This is a genomic window from Candidatus Limnocylindrus sp., from assembly GCF_040397235.1.
In the GTDB taxonomy this organism is placed as follows: Bacteria; Chloroflexota; Limnocylindria; order Limnocylindrales; family Limnocylindraceae; genus Limnocylindrus.
This window is the reverse complement of record NZ_JBBAWH010000004.1, coordinates 19,884-37,131: the sequence shown is the minus strand read 5'-3', so window position 1 is coordinate 37,131 and position 17,248 is coordinate 19,884. Positions and strand designations below refer to the sequence as shown.

Genomic DNA, 17,248 nt, shown 5'->3' with positions numbered 1-17,248 from the left:
GATGAGCGCTATGCGAACGCTACTTGCGGCACTCCTTCTCGTGGTTACAGCGGGTGCCTGCGCGCCAGTGGCGCCACCCGACGGCTCACTGCCGTGCAACGAGACGATCGATCAGCAGCGCGCCGCAGGCTTCGACACCGCGCTTGAGGCTGCGCTTCCCGTAACGGGTTGGGATGCAACGCCCGTGACGATTGACTCTGGCCGCGAGTGCTCGCCGCTGCGCCTCGGCCCACTCTGGGGCGCGGGGATCCGTGAGCTGCGATCCGCGGGAGCCGTCTTCGAGCTCCCTGACAAGACGGGCTACTCGCTCGTGGTCTATGCCGCGGATGGGCTTACGCTCACTAATCTCTCCTACGCGTTTGAACGCGGTGCCCGCGGTGGGCGCAAGACGCAAGGGCTGACGATCATCGACATCAAGGTCGGGGACTGGCCAGGGAAGCAGTTCACGCTCCTGAATGGCGATCACCGCCAGGTGATCACACTGTTTGATACGGGCGAGCCAGATCGCGTGCGCGCGCTGCTGGCATCCGATATTTCGAACGCACTCATCGCCGAACGCCTCGCCGCATACGCGGCGGCGTTGGCTACGCCGTAAGGGTTAGACGAGCTCCTTCAACGCGAAGCGCGCCTCTAGCTGCTCAGCAGTCTGGAAGCCGACGGCGCCAACTGGCTGTGCACCGGCGCCCTTGAAGTAGGCGATCGTTGGGATCGACATGATGTTGAACGCCTGCTGCAGGGCAGGGTTCTCGTCGACGTTCACCTTCACGATGGTGACCTTGCCGTCGTACTGCGCGGCGAGCTTCTCGAGCTCTGGGGCAACAAGCTTGCACGGGCCACACCATGGCGCCCAGAAGTCAACGATGACGGGATGTGCCGAATCCATGACGTCCGTCTGGAATGCTGCATCGCTGGTGTGCTTGATCTCCGCCATGGTTCCCCCTGCGCTCTTCTTGTGGCGGAACGGTTCCTCCGCCCTAACCACCATCATAGCGAGCGGCGGCAAAACTACTCGAGCCCGCGGGCGTGCAGATCCTCCTCGCTCAGCCCAAGGTAGTGCCCGATTTCATGGACGAGTGTTCGGCGCACCTCCCGCCGCAGGGCCTCGGCATCGGGGAAGTCGGCGAGGAGCGTTGCGGCGTAGAGAGTCACCTCGGGGGGCGGCTCGCCGAGGCCGCCCTCAATCCCCTTCGGTAGCCCGTAGAACTCGCCATAGAGGTCAACCCCAGGCTTATGGCTCACGGTGACGAGGAGCTCCTGGGCGGCGGAGCGTAGGGGTTCAGGTAAGCCGCGCAGCGCCTCTTCGGTCAACTGCTCCACGCGTTCAATCTCTTCCAGGGGGTCCACGAGGAGATCCTACGACGGGGCGGGTAGGATGAGCGAATGCAGTCAAAGAGCAAGACAGCGCGGGCAATCGTGCCCACTACAGATGCCGAGGCCCGGATCGCTGAGGCGGCTGAGACCATCCTGCGCGCCATTGGCGAGGATCCAGCGCGTGACGGGCTCGTCGATACCCCAGGCCGCGTTGCTCGCGCCATGCTCGAGCTCACCAGTGGCTATGCGAGCGATCCGTACGAGATCCTTGGCACCGTCTTCGAGGAGCCAGCGGGCGCCCCAGCCGGAGACCTCGTCGTTGTTGAGGGGATCCCGTTCCACGCCCTCTGCGAACATCACCTCCTCCCGTTCCCTGGCGTCGCCACCGTTGGCTACGTGCCGAGCGGTCGCATCGTTGGCCTCTCGAAGATTCCACGCCTCGTTGATGCCTTTGCGCGCCGACTGCAGGTGCAGGAGCGCCTCACCGCGCAGGTCGCCGATGCACTGAACGACGCCCTCGCGCCAGCCGGCGTTGGCGTGCTGATCAGCGCCGAGCATCTCTGCCTTGCGGCGCGCGGCGCACGCCAGCCGGGCGTTGTGATGACCACCGAAGCGATGCGCGGGTCGCTGCGCACCGATGCCACGTTGCGTGAGGCGCTGGCGCGCGCACATGATCGCGGCGTGGCGCGACGCGAGGGGCTCCATGGCTGAGCGAACGACGCCGATTCGTGTGTTGATCGCCAAGCCTGGCCTTGACGGCCATGACCGTGGCGCCAAGGTGCTTGCGCGCGGTCTGCGCGACGAAGGCTTCGAGGTGATCTACACCGGGCTGCGTCGCACGCTTGATGCGATCGTTGCCGCCGCAATTGAAGAGGACGTGGATGTGGTCGGCTGCTCGATCCTCTCCGGTGCCCATGCAACCCTTCTGCCGAAGCTCGTCGCAAGCCTGCGCGCCTCTGGTGCCAGCGATGTGCTGGTGGTCGCGGGCGGAATCATCCCCGAGGCCGATCGCCCAGAGCTCGAGCAGGCCGGCATCTCGGGAATATTCGGGCCAGGAACCACGATTGCCGAAGTTGCCACCTTCCTACGCGCGAATGCCCGCCGACGCTAAGCATCTCGCGGCGCGGCGCGAGCTGGCGCAGGGGATCAGCGCGGTAGAGCGTCCGGGTCCGGCAGCAAATAAACGCATTCAAGAGGCGCTCGCCGCATCGGTGGCCGACGCGCGCAACGCCCTTGTCGTGGGGCTGACTGGTTCGCCTGGGGCGGGGAAGAGTTCACTCGCTGCAGCCCTCGCCGATGTGGCGCGTGCTGGCGGTCGTCGCGTCGCCATCCTCGCAATTGACCCGAGCTCCCACGAGAGCGGTGGTGCACTGCTTGGCGATCGCGTGCGCATTGACGAGCATCCCGACGATGACGGTCGCTTCACGCGCTCCATTGCTACACGTGGCAGCGGTCGATCGCTCGCGCATGTCGCCGCTGCGGCAACCATCTTGGTTGAGGCGGCAGGGTTTGATCTGATCTTTGTGGAGACCGTAGGCGCTGGACAGGCCGAGATCGGCATTGCACGGCTCGCCGATGTGCTGCTCGTTGTGGAGGGGCCTGAGGGTGGTGACGAGGTGCAGGCGATGAAGGCGGGGATCCTCGAGGTTGCCGATATCGTTGCGGTGAACAAGTCGGATCGACCTGGCGCACAGGCGGCCTTCGATCGCCTGCGCAGTGGACTCGCCCTCGGCGCTGGCGCGCCGGAGCTTGCGCTCGTCTCTGCCACCGCTGGTGCTGGAATCAGTGAACTCTTGGCCACCATCGACGACCTGGGCGCGGGCCGCGGCGTGCGCGGTCGCGCTCGCCGTGTTGAGGCGCACCTTGTTGCCGCCGCCGAATCACATGTTGATGCGCAGGTGCGCGAGGCAAGGGCGAGCGGCGCACTCACGACGCGCGCCGAGCAGATCGTTGCCGGAACTCAATCGTTGACTGGATCGCTCACCGCGCTCTTCGGCATCAGCGAGACGCCTGATGCGTAAGCGTCTTGTTGCTGGTGCCCTCGCCGGACTGATCGTCGCCGCGCTCGGTGGCGTCGGCGGGCCAGGGCTGCGCTTCGACGCGGCGATCCCGGCGCCGATCCTGGTCGGCCCGAGTGATGCATCACTGCCAACGCTGAACCTCGTTGTTATTGGTGACAGTTACGCGTCGGCGGCGCTCCCGTTTGATCGCGGCACGCTGCAGGTTCTTGGCGCGCCGAGTGTCTGTGCCCGCGGGCCAGCCTGGCCGCGCCTCTTGATGCCAACCAACATGCGACTCTCACTGACCCACGTCTCGTGCAGCGGCGCCGTTGTCGCCGATCTGGTCGATCGCCGCATGCGCGCGGGGGAGATCTTGCAGGTGCAGGCGCTCAGCGCCGAGACCGACATCGTCATGCTCGGCATCGGCGGGAACGACGCCGGCTTCTCTGAGGTCTTCGCTGCCTGCCGCACCGAGGATGCGGCCGCCTGCGTCGCCGCGGGCGAGCGCATGAAGCCCCAGGCGGCAGCCCTCAGCGGCACCCTGGTGCGCCTCTATCGCACGGTGCTCGCCAAGGCGCCGAACGCGGTGGTCATCGTGGTCATGTACGCCGACTCGCTCCCTGCGGCGGGCACCCCCGGCCTTGACGCATGCTCCGGCTTGCGTGCTCCCGGCGACAGCATCTCTGACGCTGACCTTGCGGTGCTCGAAGAGTGGGGGGGCGACATCGCCGACCGCGTTCGTGGGGCGATCACCACCGTCAACGACCCGCGACTCCGTGTCGCCGAACTCGCCGACGCCTTCCTCGGCCATCGCCTCTGCGACCCCGAGCCATACCAATGGGGGAGGGATGGCGAGATCCCGTTCCACCCGAATGCGTCCGGCCACGCCGCCTTGGCAGCTCGACTCTCCGCGGTGCTGGATGCCCTTGTTACCGAGGGAGCCGCCGCGCGCCGGTAGCGCCGTAGCACGCTACGCCCCGCTCATCTATTCTCCGCCGTGGGCCGGTAGCTCAGCGGTAGAGCAAGTGACTCTTAATCACTAGGTCGTGGGTTCGAATCCCACCCGGCTCACCAGTGAAGACTGGCGTTCCTTTCGAGACGATCCAGAGAGATCGCAGATGGCCCTGTGAGGCCGGAGAGGAGTACAGGTGAACGAGCGCGCAATTCGAAGCCTCGCACCCTATCGCCGCTCCCTTATTCCCCTCCCAGAATCTGCCTCTGTTGTTGACGCGCGCATCGGCGATCACGGGCCCGCCCTCCTCACACTCGAAGATGGCAGCGTCTTCCCTGGCGTCTCGTGGGGTGCGCCGATCGCATCGGGCGGTGACCTCGTCATGAACACCAGCCAATCGGGCTACCAAGAGATCTGCACCGACCCGAGCTACGCCGGCCAAGTCGTGCTGATGACCTATCCGCTCATCGGCAACCACGGCCGACTGATCGCCGACGACCAGAGCGCCCGCCCATGGCTGCGCGGACTCGTGGTTGCGCACGCCACCGCCGCGATCAGTGACGATGCCGCGCAACTTGCCGCACTGCTGCGTGCGCATAACGTGCCAGCGATTGCTGGCGTCGAGACGCGCAGCCTTGCCCGTCGCTTGCGCGATACGGGCGCCCAGCGCGCGCGCATCTCTGCGCCGTGGGAGAGCGACTTCGACGCCGCCGTTGCCGCGACCAAGCTGATCACCCCGTGGGAGAGCGAAGACTTCGTCGCTCAGGTCTCACCAACGCGCGTTGAGACGTATGGCGACGCGAACGAGCCGCTCGTTGTCGTCGTGGACTTCGGACTGAAGTCCAATATCGTTCGCGCGCTGCGATCACGCGGCCTGCGCGTGCGCGTGCACCCGCACAACACCTTGAGCAACGACCTCTTGGATGGGGGGCCGGTCGGCATCGTGCTCTCGCCTGGTCCTGGGGACCCGGCGCGACTCACTGGGCCCGTTGCGCTGGCGCGCGAGATCATCGCCACGGGGCGACCGCTGCTCGGCATCTGCCTCGGGCATCAGATTGTGGCGCGCGCCGCTGGTGCCGAGACGAAGCGACTCGCGTTCGGGCATCACGGCGCGAATCATCCGGTGCGCGACCTGCCGAGTGGCCGTGTCTACGTAACGGCGCAGAACCATGAGGTTGAGGTGGTTGGCGGCACGCTCCCGATTGACTCAGGATTTGAAGTGAGCCAGATCAACCTGAACGACGGCTCCGTTGAGGGGCTGCGACACCGCGAGCTGCCGATTGAGACGGTGCAGTATCACCCCGAAGGTTCGCCGGGCCCACTTGACGCGACGCCAGTGTTTGATCGCTTCATGACCGCGATCGCTCAGAGCGAGCGATGAGTACCAAACCGGCAAGCGTTCTGATCATCGGCTCAGGGCCAGTGGTGATTGGCCAGGCGGCGGAGTTTGACTACGCAGGAACGCAGGCGTGTCGCGCGCTGCGCGCCGAAGGGATCCGCACCATTCTCGTGAACTCCAATCCGGCGACGATCATGACCGACCCGTCGGTTGCCGATGTCGTCTACTTAGAGCCACTCACCGTTGAGGTGATTGAACGCATCATCGAACGCGAGAAGCCTGAGGGGCTGCTCGCCGGGCTCGGCGGGCAGACGGCACTCAACATGGCGGTGGCACTCGACGATGCCGGTGTGTTCAAGCGGCATCCGATTCGCCTCCTCGGCACGCCGCTCTCTGCGATCAAGATGGCGGAGGATCGTGAACTCTTCCGCGAGATGTGCGATCGCATCGGTCAGCCGACGGCACCGAGCGCCATGGTGCAGGGGGCCAGCGACGACGAGCGCATGAAGGCCGCAACGGCGGCGCTCGCACAGATCGGTCTCCCCGCCATCATTCGCCCCGCCTTCACCCTCGGCGGCACGGGCGGCGGCATCGTCGCCACTGGGGAGGAGTACTGGGAGCGCGTGCAGAGCGGCTTGCGCGCCAGCCCGATTCGCCAGGTGATGATCGAGCGCTGCCTCGTCGGCTGGCAGGAGATCGAATACGAGGTGATGCGTGACGCCGAGGACACCTGCATCGCCGTCTGCTCCATGGAGAACGTGGATCCGCTCGGCGTGCATACGGGCGACAGCATCGTGGTCGCCCCCGTGCAGACCCTGCCCGACCCAGTGCACCAGCGCCTTCGGACCGCCTCGCTCGACATCATTCGCGCCCTCGGCGTAGAGGGGGGCTGCAACGTGCAGCTCGCCCTCTCGCCCGACTACACCGAGTACGTGGTGATTGAGGTGAACCCGCGCGTCAGCCGCAGCTCGGCGCTGGCCAGCAAGGCGACCGGGTATCCGATCGCACGTGTGGCGGCGCAGATCGCCATCGGTCGCACGCTGCGCGAGATCCCGAACGCCGTCACGCGCACCACCGTCGCCGCCTTCGAGCCCGCCCTCGACTACATCGTGGTGAAGCTGCCGCGCTTCCCATTCGACAAGTTCCCTGGCGCCGATCGCCTGCTCGGCAGTCAGATGAAGGCGACCGGCGAGGTGATGTCGATCGATCGCACCTTTGGTGCCGCACTGAACAAAGCCCTGCGTTCGATGGAGCAGTCGGGGAGCGGCCCAACGGCGGAGGAGGCCTCGTGGGAGGCGGAGCTCGCGCCGATCATCGCGAAGGACGATGCGCCAGCGCTGCGCCACTTCTTGCGGCCATCGGACTCGCGACTCTGGCGACTCTTCGCAGCGATGCGCCGCGGTGTGTCGGCCGACCAGATTCACGCCGCAACGGGGATCACGCGCTGGTTCCTCGCGGAGTTTGAGCGTCTCATCGCCATTGAACACCGAGTGCGCGCCGCGGGCCAGACGCTGATCGGCCCAGATCCCGCCTCGGTCTCACTGCTCGCCACGGCGAAGCGTTCCGCAATCGGCGATCGCGACCTTGCGCTGATGAGCGGCGTGTCGGAGCCGCGCATTGCCCAGCGCCGCTCGCAGCTCGGCTTAACGCCCGGGTACGCGATGGTCGACACCTGCGCCGCGGAGTTCGCCGCCGCCACGCCCTACTTCTATTCAACCTACGCCGCAGCTGGCTCACCGCCAGAGGCGCCGCCAGTGCCGCGAAAGGCGGCGATGGTGATTGGCTCAGGGCCAGTGCGCATTGGGCAAGGGATTGAGTTTGACTACTGCGCCGTCCGCGCCGCTGAGCGGCTGACGGAGCGGGGCTGGTCGGCGGTGATGGTGAACAGTAATCCCGAAACGGTCTCAACCGACTTTGACGCGTCGACGCGCCTCTACTTTGAGCCGCTCGACGCCGAGTCCATCATGGAGATCGTGCGTGCCGAATCGCCCGAGGGGGAGACGACGCTCCCAGCCTTCGTGCAGTTCGGCGGGCAGACGCCACTCAATCTTGCGGCACCACTCGCCGCAGCGGGCGTGCCACTCCTCGGCGCCTCACTCGAGGCGATCGATGAGACCGAGGATCGCGTGCGCTTTGCTGCGCTCCTCGATCGTCTCGGCATCTTGCAGCCCGAGGGCGGCCTGGCGCGCAGTCGTCAAGAGGCGATCGACCTGGTGGAGCGCATCGGCTATCCGGTGATCGTTCGGCCGTCGTATGTCATCGGTGGTCTCGCGATCGATTTCGCCTATTCGCTCCCGGATCTTGAGCGCCAGCTCGACCGCATCGGCGAGATCGGTGATGGTCGGCCGTTGCGCATCGATCGCTTCCTTGAGGGGATCGAGATCGACATCGACGCAGTCACCGATGGCGAGACGGTGCTGATCCCTGGCCTCTTAGAGCACGTCGAACTCGCCGGCGTGCACTCAGGCGACTCCATCGCCGTCTATCCACCACAACGCCTCTCAGCGGCGAAGCAAGAAGATCTCGCTGGAATCTTCATGCGCCTGGTGCGCGAGATCGGTGTACGCGGCCTCGTCAACGCGCAGTTCATCGTGCGCGACAAAGGGATCTACCTGATTGAGGTGAATCCGCGCGCGAGCCGAACCGTGCCGTTCATGAGTAAGGTGACGGGGATCCCGATGGTGCCGCTCGCCGTTGACATCGCACTTGGTGACACGCTGGCGTCAAAGGGCTATGCATCGGGGATCGCCTCAGCCCCCACCGGTGTGGCGGTGAAGGCACCAGCGTTCAGCACGGCGAAGCTCCGCGGCGTCGACCCAACGCTCGGGCCCTTCATGCAGTCGACGGGCGAGGTGATCGGACTCGGCCTGACAGCAGAGGAGGCGCTCGGCAAGGCGCTGATCGCAGCGAACCTGCTGCCGCCGCCGCCGCGCGATCCTCAGCGCATCGCCCTCTTGAGCATCGCCGACCGCGACAAGCACCTGCTGGCGCGCCTCGCCACGCCACTCCTCGCCGCCGGCTACGAGCTGGTCGCCACGCCCGGCACGCGCACCGCCCTCGCAGGGCTCGGCATCACTGCCGGCACGGCGCACCCGCTCGGCGACCAGGGGCGCGATGGGGCGCCTGGGATTGCCGACCTCATTCGCTCTGGCGCCGTCGCCCTCGTCGTCAACACGCCGTCGATGGCGACGGGTGCGCTGCGCGACGCGCTTGAGATCCGCCTCGCCGCCGTTGAGTACGGGGTGCTCTGCCTCACCGCTATGGAGACCGCCGTGGCGTCGGCAGAGGCGCTCTCGGTGCGGGCAAGCATGTCGGGCGTATCGCTGAACCCGATCGGCGTGCACGGGCTACGATAGGCAGGTGGAACTGACCTACGCCCCTGGCGCCTGCAACATTGGACCCGATGAGATCGCGCGCCGCCGCAAGGCTGCCGTTGGGGGCCTCGTCGCCAGCATCAGCCTTGCAGTCGGGCTGGTCGCATTCGGTTCGGCCCCTGGTGACTCGGCGCGCCTCCTCGTTGCACTGCCGCTCACTGGCGCAGCAATCGGCTGGATTCAGGCACAGCGACGCTTCTGCATGGCGTATGGCCTGGCGGGCACCTTTAACCTCGGCAAGATTGGCGAGATGAGCCGCGTGAGTGACCAGGTCGCACTCGCCGCCGATCGCCGAACTGCACTGATCATCGCAGCGCAAGGTCTTGCCGTCGGCGTTGGTGGCGCTCTCCTCTTCTTAGCACTTCCAATCGCCATCCAGAACTAGGATGACGACGCGCACGGCGACGCCGCCGTTGCCGATTCGCGAACATCGGCTCGCCAACGGCTTGCGCCTCTTCCTGATCGTTGATCGCACCGCGCCGATCGCCGCCGTCAACATCTGGTATCACGTCGGCTCAAAAGATGAACGCGCCGGGCGCACCGGATTCGCGCACCTCTTTGAGCACCTGATGTTCCAAGGATCCGAGAACGTCACCAAGGCGGAGCACCTCACCCTCGTTGAATCAATCGGCGGAGAGGGGAACGCCACCACCTGGCTCGATCGCACCAACTATTTCGCCACCGTGCCAGCGGAGTGGGCGGAGCTGATCCTCTGGATGGAGGCCGACCGACTCGGCACACTCCTGTCGGCGCTTGATCAGGCGAACCTCGACAACCAGCGCGATGTGGTGAAGAACGAGAAGCGATCCAGCTACGACAACCAGCCGTACGGCAGCGCCTACATTGAACTCTTCGCGCTCGCGTATCCGAAGGGGCACCCGTACCATCACCCCACCATCGGCTCCATGGAAGACCTTGACGCCGCCTCGCTCGAGGATGTGCGCGACTTCTTCACCACCTGGTACGCACCGAACAATGCCGTCCTCACCGTTGTTGGCGACATTGATGAAGAGGAGATCATCGCCGCCGTGGAGCGACATTTCGGCGCGATCCCTGCAAACCCTGCACTTCCGGCGCACCCTGACCTCGCGCTGAGCGCACCGCTTGGTGGTGAGATCCGCAAGACGATCCACGACAAGGTTCCCGAGGCGCGCGTGCACTTCGCCTTCCGCGCTCCGGTGCTGAGCGCGCCACTGATCCCCGCGATTGAGATCGCCACCCAGATCCTTGCTGGCGGGAAGGGGAGTCGCCTCTACCGACGCCTCGTTCGCGATGAGCAGGTCGCGCAGGATATGAGCCTCTCACTCCTCCCGTTTGTTGGCGGAGCATCGATCATCGTTGGCGCCGCCACCGTGCGCCCTGGTGCTTCGAACGAGGCGGTGGAGCGCGCCTTCGTCGAAGAGTTGGAGCGTCTCGCCGCCGAGGGGCCAACCGCGGCAGAGCTTGAGCGCGCGAAGGCGCTGACCGAGTCCGAAGAGCTGCTGGCGCGATCCGATCCAGAGGAGCTCGCCGATGCGGTCGGCATGTACGCCACCCTGCTGAATGATCCAGGTCGCATCAATCGCGATCTCGACCTTGCCCTTGCGGTGACCGCGGACCAGGTGCAGACGGCGGCAAAGCTCTTCGCCAAGGAGAATCGCATCGTGCTCTGGTACGTACCGGAGGAGAAGTCATGAGCAACAACGCAGCGCGACCAGGCCCAGGGTCGCCACGCACCTGGCGCTTCCCACGTGCCATCGAGCAAGTGACCGGCGCAGGGATGCGCGTGATCCTGCTGCCGATGCCATCACGCCCAATCGCCTCCGTTCAGTTGCTCTTCGGCGGCGGCGCGGCAGGGGAGCGCCCAGAAGAGTCGGGCCTCTCAGCTCTGCTGGCACGCCTCCTCACCGAGGGGACAGAGCACCACGACGCCGACGGACTCATTGAAGCTGGCGAGTTGCTCGGCGCCTCTATCGGGGCTGAGTCGGGCTGGGAGAGCCTCACCGTTGGCGCTGGGGCACCGGTCTCGCGCCTCGCTGGCGTCGTCGACCTGATGGCGGAGATCGCACTCACCCCGCGCATCCCCGAAGCCGACGTGGAGCGACTGAAGGCGTTGCGACTCGCCGCCATCAAGCAGGCGCACGCAAGCCCACGCAGCCGCGCCGTTGATGCGCTCTCGGCGGCCCTCTACGCACCTGAGGCCGCCTACAGTCGACCCTTCGCCGGAACGGCCCACGGCGTCGCAAGCCTGACGCGCGACCAGGTCGTTGCGCGACACCAAGAGATCCTGCGCACCGGCACGCCAACGCTAGTGCTCGCTGGTGACATTGATGCTGATGCAACCTTCGCGCTGATCGAGGCGAGCCGCCTCAGTGAGATCAGCGCAGGTGGGGGCACCTGGGGCCGCGGCGAGCCAGATCGCGCGGCGTCCGCTCCCTCCGCGACAAGTGCCGCGCCACTCGTGAAGGTGTTGGATCGACCCGGTTCTGTGCAATCGGAGATCCGCATCGGCCGCATCGGTCGCTCGCGACTCGACGCGAACCACCACGCCGCACTCGTCTACGCCGAGATCATTGGCGGACTCTTCGGCTCGCGGCTCAATCGCGTGCTGCGCGAAGAGAAGGGCTACACCTACGGTGCTGGTGCGCGGTTCGATTTGCGACGCGGGCGAGGCCCATTCATGGCGGGGACTGCGGTGGAGACGGGCGTGACCGCCCCTGCGCTCGCCGAGGCGCGACGCCAGCTCGCCACGATGCAGAGCGCACCACCAACCGACGAAGAGCTGACCGAGGCGCGTGACTATCTCTGCGGCACCTTCCCACTTCGCTTCGGCACTGCGACGCCCGTTGCCAGCATGGCCGCAGCGCTCACGGTGCTCGGGCTCTCGCCCGATGAGCCGGACCACTTCCGTGAACGAGTCGCCGCCGTCGACCGCGCCGCGATTGCGCTGATCGCCGATGAGTTGGCCGCCTCTGCGGAGCAGATCGTCATCGTTGGCGATGCTGCTGCAATCACTGGGCCGATCGAGGCTGAAGGATTCACCGTGCAGGTCGAAGCAGATGGCGCGGCCTCGGCATGATCGTGGTGATCGGCACCGTGAGCGCGCGGGCCGAGGGAGCAACCTACGGCCTTGGTGGCTATGCCGCGACCGCGGCACTCGCCCTCGCCGCAGCCGGCGAACCTGTTGAGATGGTGAGCAAGATCGGCGTTGACGCAGCGGGCGAGGCGGTGATCACGAAGCTTACGGCGGCCGGGATCGGCCACGTGGCGCTCATTCGTGACGGCGCGTTGGCGACCGCTGTTGATGGGGCGGGTTCGCTCGAGATGGATGCCGCCGACCTGCAGTTGGCGTTGCGCTATCTGACAAGCTTCGACGCAGTCCTCTTGGTTGATCCTGTTGATGATTTGGTCGTTGCCACCGTGCTTGAAGCGTGCGCCTATGTTGGCGCACGACTCGTTGTGACGAGGCCGGAAGGGTCGACCCCTGCAGGAGTGCCGACGGGTGAGCGCGGCGAGACCCCGCCGCCGCTGGAGGTTGAGCGCCCAGCGGGCGATCCGGCCGCCGTTACCGACCTCTTGGTGGCGCTCCTCCTGCCTGATCGCGAGTCGCCTGCCGCCTCGTAGCGCATCGCGTACGCTGCAACAGATGAGTGAAGCGCTGCGCCAACCCTCCGAAGCGACCGACCTACCGAGCCGCATGGAGCTCGGCGTGGACGCCCTTGACCGCGGTGACGCGGAGGGTGCCGCTCTCGCCTTCGCCGCCGCCGTTGCCGGGGCGACGCCAAGCGACGATCGCATCCTCGCTGAGCGCGCCGCCTATGGCGCCGCGGAGGCGCTGCTGCGACTAGAGCGCGACGACGAGGCGGCGGAGTACCTCGAGATCGCCGCCAACTCCGCAGACCAAGAGCTGCGCTTCCTCGCCCTCCGCCGTCGCGCCATGGAGGAGGTCCGCCGCGGCGAACTCCCCGTCGCCCTTGCCACCTACCGCCAGGCAGAGGGGAGCGCCCCAACGAGCGCCGCCCGCGCTGAGATCGCCTCGCGCATCGGCTGGCTCACCAAAGAGACGGGCGGCTCCTCACTCCGCTCTCAGGCCGCCTTCCGCCGCGCCCGTGGCGTATCTGCCAGTGCATGGGTGCCGCGCGCGCTGGTCGCCGTCACTATCGTCCTCTCAGTGCTGACGAAGTTTGATCCGGCACTTGCCGAGCTCTTTGCGCTCGAGAAGATCACGAGCTCCGGCGGTGATTTCCTCAGTAGCAGCCCATGGAGGCTCGTCACTGTAGCCTTCGTTCACGGTGGCATTAATCCAGAGTGGCAGTCGTGGGCGCTCCATCTCGGATTCAACGTCATCGCACTCGACATTGCCGCGCAGCTGGTCTATCGCCTCTACGGCGCACGTCGAATGCTCTCCTGGTATCTCATTGGGGTGATCGGCGCATCACTGGCAAGTGCCATCTGGTTCCCATACGCCCCTTCAGTTGGTGCTTCTGGCGGCGTCTTCGCGCTCTTTGGCATCGCCCTTGGCGCGGAGTGGGCGCATAAGCCGCTCGTTGAGCGCGGCATGCGCGAGGCGCTCGGTCGCGTCGGCGGCCTTCTGCTCATCAACATCGTGCTCGGCTTTGGCATCGGGTTCATTGGCGGTGGTATTGATAACTCCGCGCACATTGGCGGACTCGTTACAGGGCTGATCCTTGGTGTGCTGATTCAGCCAACACGTGTAGAGGCGATGCGTCGACGTTGGACCGCCACCGTCACAGGATGGCGTGGTGGCGAAGTGCTGGTGACACTCGCGTTGAGCGCCCTCCTTCTGGCTCTCTTTGCAAACTGGTTTGATCTCGCGCTCTGGCGCGACACCCTTCCGTTCTAGGCGTGTTCGCAACGTTTCTCGATCCAGCGGCATTCGCTTGCGAGCCCGACTCCAATGCTGCAATTCACTTCGTCAAGTGCCCAGAGCTTACGGCGGCCGATCCCGCATCGCGCGAGCACCTCGCTGAACGACTGACTGCACTCACGGGGGTTCATCGCGCGCTGCTCCCAATCGGCGGAGACCTGGTGGGCATGAGTCACGAAGAGTGGCTGAAGATTCCAGCTGAGAGCCTCGTGATCAATCCCATTCGCGATCCAGAGTCGTGGCGTGCCGCCGCAACCTGGCCGGGAGATCGCGGCCTGATCCTCGCGCTCGTTCCTGCCCCAAGTGACGAGGCGGCTGAGCCGGTCGAGATCCTGCTCTGGGCGGTGCGCTACGCCGCGTCGCTCGGTGGGCGGGGCCTCAATCGTGTTGGCGTGGCTGGCATGTTGCCGATTACAAAGGGAGCCCCTGATCCCGTTGAGGCGGAGAGGCGCATTGCACTGCTCGAACGTCTGGTGCAGCTCTCTGCCGCGAACGAGGAGACGCTGCGCGCCGAACTTGATTCGCGCGCCTTTCAGCCGATCAAACGGCCGCAGCGATGATTGAGGTGCAGGTTCTCCCTATCGGGCCGCTGCGCACCAATGTGGTGCTCGTAGGCGACCCTGAGCGCCGCGAGGCGATCGTCGTTGACCCAGCGATCCCGTCACTCGCCGCTCTCACCACACAGCTCGCCGAGCGCGGCTGGCGCTTGGTCTTGGCGCTCGCCACCCACGGGCACTGGGACCACATGGGGGAGATGGCGGCACTGGCGGCGCACCATGCAACGCATCATCACGAGGAGCTGCCGATCGGCGTGCACCCGCTCGACCGCCATCGCCTCATCGAGCCGCAGCCGCTCGCCGCACCCTTTCCGATCCCGCCGGTCGTGCCCACGCGCGACCTAAACGATGGCGATCGAATCACCGCGGGTAGCATCAACTTCACGGTGCTCCACACGCCAGGCCATACCGAAGGGTCGATCTCGCTGTTTGATGCGAGCGCAGGCCTACTGCTGAGTGGCGACACCCTCTTCTTTGGTGGGTGGGGGAGGACCGACCTACCCGGCGGTGACGCGGCGGCGATGCTCGACTCACTCTCGCGGCTGCGAGGGCTTGACCCTGCGACACGGGTAATTCCAGGGCACGGGCGAGAGACGATGATCGGCACCGAATCGGCGTGGATTGACACCTCAATTCGCACGAACACGTTGACGGCGGCGCGCTCATGAGCCACGTGGCACTGCGCAACTTGGTGGCTGGTGGCGAGCTCAGCGCCACACTGGCGGCGCAGATCACCCTCCTCGCCGACGCGGGTGTCCCCATCGTCGTAACGGGGAGTGCCGCCGCTGAACGCCGCGATGCACTCGCCGAGGCAATTGCCGCGGCCTCGCCACTCCCCGCAGGTGCCGAGAGCGCCGAGATCAAGATCGCCCCCGAGGAGGCCTTCGTCTGGCTCACTGATCCCGCAGGTGTTGGCTGCCTCGTTGTAGGTGCCGGCGGCGCGCCGCGCAGTCCGCGCTCCACACGACTCATTGCTCATGGACTGATTGAGCGCTTGAGCGCAGCAACCACGAAGACCGTGGTGCGCTCCCTCGTTCGCGGCTTCCCTCTCATCGCCACGGCACCTGGCCACGACCTTGCTGAGCTGCTTGACCTGCTGCGCGGCGCAAACCTGCGCGTGCCAGAAGATGACCTGCATCGACTTGGGCTCGTGATCGTGCTTGGTAGTGGCGCAACGGCGCAGAGCCACGTGGAGTCGGCACACCTGCTGCGTGCACCAGCGCTGGATGGGGGCGCACGACGTCCGCCGGCGCTTCTCGCAACCTGGGATGGCAGCGGTGGCTGGGATGATTTCTCTTGGGCGGCGCTCCCAGAACTCGCGGTGCGGGTCGGCGTCACGCAGGCCGTGTACAGCAGCCAGCTGGCGGCGCGCGAGCGGGAGCTTGCCACCCCCTAGAGGGAAGCGCGTTCAAATTCGCGCTACGATTCCTGCATGAGTCGCATCGCCACCTCACCCGCAGTCCTCCGCCAACTTCTCAGCGCCTCGCTGCGTGTTACGACCGCGGGCGCCGTTGAGATTCTTGATGCGGCGCAGCTGCGCCAGAGCGGTGCTGCGACGATCGCCTGGACCGCCGCCTTCGCCACCGACGAGGCGACCGTTGCTGCGGCGCAGTGGCTGGCTCGAGCCGCCGCGGCCGCTGCGGGGATCCAGAGCGCCAGCATCGCGCCGCTCTATGCCGCCCGAGCAAACGGCGCATATGAGGGGCTCACCGTTCCTGCCCTGAACTTGCGCAGCCAGGTCTTCGAGATGTCACGTGCCGCACTAGAGACCGCCGCCGCTATGGACGGCGCAGCGCTCATCTTTGAGCTGGCGCGCTCTGAGCAGACCTACACCTTCCAGCGCCCCGCCGACTACGCCACGAGCGTGCTCTGCGGCGCCATCGCCGCCGGCTGGCGCGGACCAGTCTTCATTCAGGGCGATCATTACCAATTCGTTGCCAAGAAGTACGCCACCGACCCTGAAGGGGTCGCCGCCGAAATCGCACGTGCCTGCCGACTCGCCGTTGACGCTGGCTATCGCAACATCGACATTGACGCCTCCACGCTCGTTGACCTCGCCCTGCCAACGGTGCAGGAGCAGCAGCGCGTGAATGCCGTGCGCACCGCCGAGGCGGTCGCCCTCGTTCGTGAACTGGAGCCCGCTGGGATTGAGATCAGCATGGGTGGCGAGATCGGTGAGGTGGGGAACAAGAACTCCACCGCCGAAGAGCTGGCCGCCTATCTTGACGAGTTCGATGTCGCCCTCGCCAGTCGCAGCGCTGGAGCCCGTGGCCTGCGCAAGGTTTCGGTACAGACCGGAACGAGCCATGGCGGCGTGCCGCTCCCAGGCGGCGGCGTCGCTGAGGTTGCCCTTGACTTCACCGTACTCAAGGAGCTCGGCGAATTGGCTCGCGCTCGCGGCCTCGCCGGTGCGGTGCAGCACGGTGCGTCGACACTCCCCGAAGATCTCTTCCATCGCTTCCCCGAGGTTGGCGCCGCAGAGATCCACCTCGCCACCGGATTCCAGAACATCCTGCTCGACCACCCGGCACTCGATGCCACGCTGCGTGCCGAGATCACCGCGTGGCTGCGCGCCAACGCCGCCGATGAGGCGAAGCCTGGCGACACCGATGAACAGTTCCTGTATCGCACGCGGAAGAAGGCGCTTGGGTCATTCAAGCAGGCGCTCTGGGAGGCGGCAGGTACGCCAGAGATTCTCGAGACACAGCGCGCGAAGTTCCAGTCACTCTTCTCGCAGCTTGGGGTTGGTGGCTCACGCGCGCTCGTGGAGCGCTACGTACCTGAGACATCGGATCCGCTGCCACCTGCACCGGCCGATCTGCTGAGCTAGGCGGGGGAGCCCCGCCTC

At 66.3% G+C, this 17,248-nt stretch carries 18 protein-coding genes and 1 tRNA gene; 17 read left to right on the top strand and 2 right to left on the bottom strand.

Translation table 11 applies throughout. The features are described from left to right. Position 1: 1 nt before the first annotated feature. Positions 2–595: a hypothetical protein gene (locus tag AC3LB0_RS04245; protein WP_488649924.1), complete on the top strand. Its 594-nt coding sequence runs from the start codon at positions 2–4 to the stop codon at positions 593–595. A 3-nt stretch (positions 596–598) separates the two neighbouring features. On the opposite strand, the gene trxA is transcribed toward AC3LB0_RS04245, so the two are convergent. Together trxA and AC3LB0_RS04235 are read right to left on the bottom strand one after the other, a co-directional pair. Next, the gene (trxA, locus tag AC3LB0_RS04240) at positions 599–931 is read right to left on the bottom strand and encodes a thioredoxin (protein ID WP_488649923.1); all 333 of its coding nucleotides are present in this window, start codon (positions 929–931) and stop codon (positions 599–601) included. Between the two features lie 74 nt (positions 932–1,005). Further along, positions 1,006–1,344 (bottom strand): metallopeptidase family protein, encoded by a 339-nt coding sequence (locus tag AC3LB0_RS04235; protein WP_488649922.1) that lies wholly within the window; start codon positions 1,342–1,344, stop codon positions 1,006–1,008. 36 nt (positions 1,345–1,380) lie between these two features. Here AC3LB0_RS04235 and folE point away from each other — a divergent pair, with 36 nt between their 5' ends. From folE to AC3LB0_RS04155, 16 genes are all read left to right on the top strand, one after another. Next, positions 1,381–2,022 carry a GTP cyclohydrolase I FolE gene (gene folE, locus AC3LB0_RS04230; protein ID WP_488649921.1) on the top strand — a complete coding sequence of 214 codons (642 nt, stop codon included), beginning with the start codon at positions 1,381–1,383 and terminating at the stop codon, positions 2,020–2,022. Next, positions 2,015–2,422: a cobalamin B12-binding domain-containing protein gene (locus AC3LB0_RS04225; RefSeq protein ID WP_488649920.1), complete on the top strand. Its 408-nt coding sequence runs from the start codon at positions 2,015–2,017 to the stop codon at positions 2,420–2,422. The genes folE and AC3LB0_RS04225 overlap by 8 nt, the downstream gene beginning before the upstream one ends. Next, complete coding sequence (locus tag AC3LB0_RS04220) at positions 2,406–3,332, top strand: GTP-binding protein (RefSeq protein ID WP_488649919.1); 927 nt, start codon at positions 2,406–2,408, stop codon at positions 3,330–3,332. Before AC3LB0_RS04225 ends, AC3LB0_RS04220 begins: the two co-directional genes overlap by 17 nt. Continuing rightward, a complete protein-coding gene (locus tag AC3LB0_RS04215; protein WP_488649918.1) occupies positions 3,325–4,269 on the top strand; it encodes an SGNH/GDSL hydrolase family protein in 945 nt (314 codons plus the stop codon). Before AC3LB0_RS04220 ends, AC3LB0_RS04215 begins: the two co-directional genes overlap by 8 nt. Before the next feature lie 41 nt (positions 4,270–4,310). After that, positions 4,311–4,385 (top strand) — tRNA-Lys (locus tag AC3LB0_RS04210). Positions 4,386–4,459: 74 nt separating this feature from the next. Continuing rightward, complete coding sequence (gene carA / locus AC3LB0_RS04205; protein ID WP_488649917.1) at positions 4,460–5,644, top strand: glutamine-hydrolyzing carbamoyl-phosphate synthase small subunit; 1,185 nt, start codon at positions 4,460–4,462, stop codon at positions 5,642–5,644. Further along, the gene (carB, locus tag AC3LB0_RS04200) at positions 5,641–8,958 is read left to right on the top strand and encodes a carbamoyl-phosphate synthase large subunit (RefSeq protein WP_488649916.1); all 3,318 of its coding nucleotides are present in this window, start codon (positions 5,641–5,643) and stop codon (positions 8,956–8,958) included. The genes carA and carB overlap by 4 nt, the downstream gene beginning before the upstream one ends. 4 nt (positions 8,959–8,962) lie before the next feature. Then, on the top strand, positions 8,963–9,361 hold the full coding sequence (locus AC3LB0_RS04195; protein ID WP_488649915.1) for a hypothetical protein: 399 nt from the start codon (positions 8,963–8,965) through the stop codon (positions 9,359–9,361). A 1-nt stretch (position 9,362) separates the two neighbouring features. Next, positions 9,363–10,652 (top strand): M16 family metallopeptidase, encoded by a 1,290-nt coding sequence (locus tag AC3LB0_RS04190; RefSeq protein ID WP_488649914.1) that lies wholly within the window; start codon positions 9,363–9,365, stop codon positions 10,650–10,652. Beyond that, the gene (locus AC3LB0_RS04185; RefSeq protein WP_488649913.1) at positions 10,649–12,034 is read left to right on the top strand and encodes a M16 family metallopeptidase; all 1,386 of its coding nucleotides are present in this window, start codon (positions 10,649–10,651) and stop codon (positions 12,032–12,034) included. Before AC3LB0_RS04190 ends, AC3LB0_RS04185 begins: the two co-directional genes overlap by 4 nt. A gap of 5 nt (positions 12,035–12,039) precedes the next feature. Then, positions 12,040–12,579, top strand: coding sequence for a PfkB family carbohydrate kinase (locus AC3LB0_RS04180; protein WP_488649912.1), 540 nt, complete (start codon positions 12,040–12,042; stop codon positions 12,577–12,579). A 22-nt stretch (positions 12,580–12,601) separates the two neighbouring features. Continuing rightward, entirely contained in the window at positions 12,602–13,819 is a 1,218-nt protein-coding gene (locus tag AC3LB0_RS04175; protein ID WP_488649911.1) for a rhomboid family intramembrane serine protease, read from the top strand. 2 nt (positions 13,820–13,821) lie between these two features. Beyond that, complete coding sequence (locus tag AC3LB0_RS04170) at positions 13,822–14,403, top strand: hypothetical protein (protein WP_488649910.1); 582 nt, start codon at positions 13,822–13,824, stop codon at positions 14,401–14,403. A gap of 5 nt (positions 14,404–14,408) precedes the next feature. Then, positions 14,409–15,068, top strand: coding sequence for an MBL fold metallo-hydrolase (locus AC3LB0_RS04165; protein ID WP_488649909.1), 660 nt, complete (start codon positions 14,409–14,411; stop codon positions 15,066–15,068). Then, complete coding sequence (locus tag AC3LB0_RS04160) at positions 15,065–15,796, top strand: hypothetical protein (protein WP_488649908.1); 732 nt, start codon at positions 15,065–15,067, stop codon at positions 15,794–15,796. The genes AC3LB0_RS04165 and AC3LB0_RS04160 overlap by 4 nt, the downstream gene beginning before the upstream one ends. A gap of 36 nt (positions 15,797–15,832) precedes the next feature. After that, positions 15,833–17,230, top strand: a complete 1,398-nt coding sequence (locus tag AC3LB0_RS04155; protein ID WP_488649907.1) for a class II fructose-bisphosphate aldolase — start codon at positions 15,833–15,835, stop codon at positions 17,228–17,230. Positions 17,231–17,248: the final 18 nt, after the last annotated feature.